The 2892-nt window shown below is 39.2% G+C and carries 1 protein-coding gene; it reads right to left on the reverse strand.

The genetic code is table 11. The features are described 5' to 3' along the window. Positions 1 to 249: 249 nt before the first annotated feature. A complete protein-coding gene (locus CK510_RS28765; RefSeq protein WP_373695836.1) occupies positions 250 to 2724 on the reverse strand; it encodes a DEAD/DEAH box helicase in 2475 nt (824 codons plus the stop codon). Between the last annotated feature and the right edge of the window lie 168 nt (positions 2725 to 2892).

Here is a 2892-nt window from a genome sequence, read left to right on the forward strand (position 1 = left end):
ATCCTGATAATCCGTAACTATTTCACACTCTTTGAGCATACCGTATTTCTCCCTACGTGCCAATTTTACTCAATAGCGTTTAAACGCTTCATTATCAAGTTCTGTCAACCACGATTCATCACTCCCAACTACCGCAGCAGCAAGTTTTTTCTTATCTTCAATCATTTGGTCAATTTTCTCCTCTAAAGTCCCAATTGCTACAAATTTATGTACAAAAACGTTCTTTTTCTGCCCAATTCGGAAAGCGCGTTAGCGAAGCTTACCGCAGGTATCGCTTGCTTGTTCTTCCACTGCTGGGTTCCACCATCGGTCAAAATGGAAGACGTGATTAGCTTTAGTCAGGGTAATCCCCACACCACCTGCTTTTAATGAAAGTATAAAAACTGATGGCTCTGTCTCCGGGTTCTGAAATTCCTCAATCATCTTTTCCCTCCTCTGACGGGTTGTTCCACCATGCAGGTAATATGTGTTGTAATGCAGTGCATGTTTGATATATTTCTCAATTGATTCGCATACTTCAGTAAATTGACTGAATACCAGTAAACTATCTCCTTCGGAAACTGCCTCTTCTACCATTTCCACCAAACGACTGAGTTTATGCGATCGCACTTGTGAAAATTCGCTCCCATCCTGTAAAAATTGGGCTGGATGGTTACAAATTTGCTTCAATTTCATCAATGTGGAGAGAATTAAACCTTTGCGTTGAATTCCTTCTACTTCTTCCAACTGCTTTTCTACATCTTTAACGACTGCTTCGTACAATGATGCTTGTTCTTTGGTAAGGTTGGTGTATAGTTTTTGGTCAACTTTATCGGGTAAATCGTTGATAATTGATTGGTCTGTTTTAAGTCTGCGAAGAATCAAGGGTTCGACTAACTTTTTTAAGGTGCTGGATTTTACTCTGTCGTTATCCTTCTGGATGGGAATTTCAAAGGATTTACGAAACTGCGCTTCTTTTCCCAAATAACCAGGATTGAGGAAGTTAAAAATTGACCATAAATCCAACAAACGGTTTTCTACTGGTGTTCCCGTCAATGCGAGTCGATGTTTTGCCGATATTTTCAGGATAGCTTTGGTTTGCGCTGCTTTGGGATTTTTGATATTTTGGGCTTCATCCAATACCAAACGCTGCCACTCCACACTATTTAAGAGTTTTTCATCCTTGCGAGCTAAGGTAAAGGAAGTAATTATTACATCATATTGCCGACAAGCTACTTGGAAATCTGCACTTTCGGTAATGCGATCGCTCCCATGATGTACCATTGCTTGTAAATGCGGTGCAAATTTGGCAATTTCTTTTTGCCAGTTTCCCACGACTGATGTTGGTGCAATTAATAGTGTGGGTAATAAAGTTTTTTCTGGGTTTAATTTATCTGGATTTAAATCGTCTTTTTTCCTACCTTTCTTCTTCTCAGCAGTTAATTTTGTAGCAGAAATTTCTGGACTCAATTTTTCCTGTTCATCTTTTTCTTGTACGAGTCTGGCAATTACCTGGACGGATTTTCCCAATCCCATATCATCAGCTAAACAGCCATTTAAACCCAACTTTTCCAAATAACCTAACCAGGAAACACCACGTTTTTGATATTCCCGGAGACATCCTTGTAAATTTGGTAATTCGCAAACTGGTTCCAACTGACTTTTATCTTGCAGTTTTGTTACCATCTCTGCTAAAAAATCATCATGTTCGATTTCCCAATCTTCCCCAGCTTCCGCACTACGTTGTAGAAGCTCTAACATCGACATTGAGGGTTTCTCATCACCATGAGTTTGCCAAAATTCCAACATTTGCTGCATTTTATCGCGATCTAATTCCATCCATTGACCACGAAAATGTACTAAGTTCTTTTTAGCATCAACCAATTTTTCCCATTCGCTACGGGAAACTATTTGGTCGCCGATTGCTAATTCATATTCATACTCTACCAAGGAATCAAACCCGAAATAACCTTTTTTATCGTTCTTGCTGGCAGATTTTCCCCCAGAGGAAGCTTTCAGACGAACTTTTGCCCGACGACGACCTACGGGGGTGTACCAAGCTGGTACAATGACTTTAAAATTTGCATCTTCCAATACCCAAGCGCTTTCTTTGAGAAAATCAAATGCCTCATCCAAACTCAGTTGGAGTCCAATTGGTTGATCGGTTTCCAATCCCTGGCATAATTTTGGATACATTCTTGCCGCATATCCTAAATTGAGTAGCAGATTTGTTTCAAAGTCGCGATCGATAAAGTTGGGAAGTTGGGAATTGGAACTTTGGGAAGAGGATTTTTTCATTTTCTTATTTGCACTTACTGATTCCCCATTTACAGATTTCATCTGCCAATAATCAGCTAATGTTAACTTTAAAGAAGGGTCTTGTTTACTGGCTACTAAAAACTGAATCTGCCAATTATCTATTTCTTCAGATGTAGGGGATTGTAATTGAAAGCAAAGATGAAAAGATGAATTATTTTGACTGCGGGTAATTTTACTTTTCCAAGTTAACCATTGTTCGTATTCAGTTAGGGCAATATTTCCCTTCAGAGGATTCGATTTTTGTTGATAGAGACAATGGTAAATTAACGTATCTTCGATTCGCTTATCAAAAGCGGCTGTAGAAGCTGTATTTGTGACAATTGCATTCAAAAGAGATTCGCTAAAATGACGTAGAAAAGATTCGCGATCGCACAACTCTACTTCAGGGTTAGATACCGCAGAACCTGCCACACAAATTAGTGGCATATATTCGATATATTTAGTGATGGTATCCCATCAATACTTCGGGGTAAAGATTTATTCTGGCATCCACGACCAACCAAACGGGTTAAGCGAAGATTTGTCCCGAATAATACTGCCCAAAGATGGGATATTTCCGATCAAAGAAATGCGATCGCGGATATACTCAAAAAA

The organism is Brunnivagina elsteri CCALA 953 (assembly GCF_002289455.1).
GTDB classification, from domain to species: domain Bacteria; phylum Cyanobacteriota; class Cyanobacteriia; order Cyanobacteriales; family Nostocaceae; genus Brunnivagina; species Brunnivagina elsteri.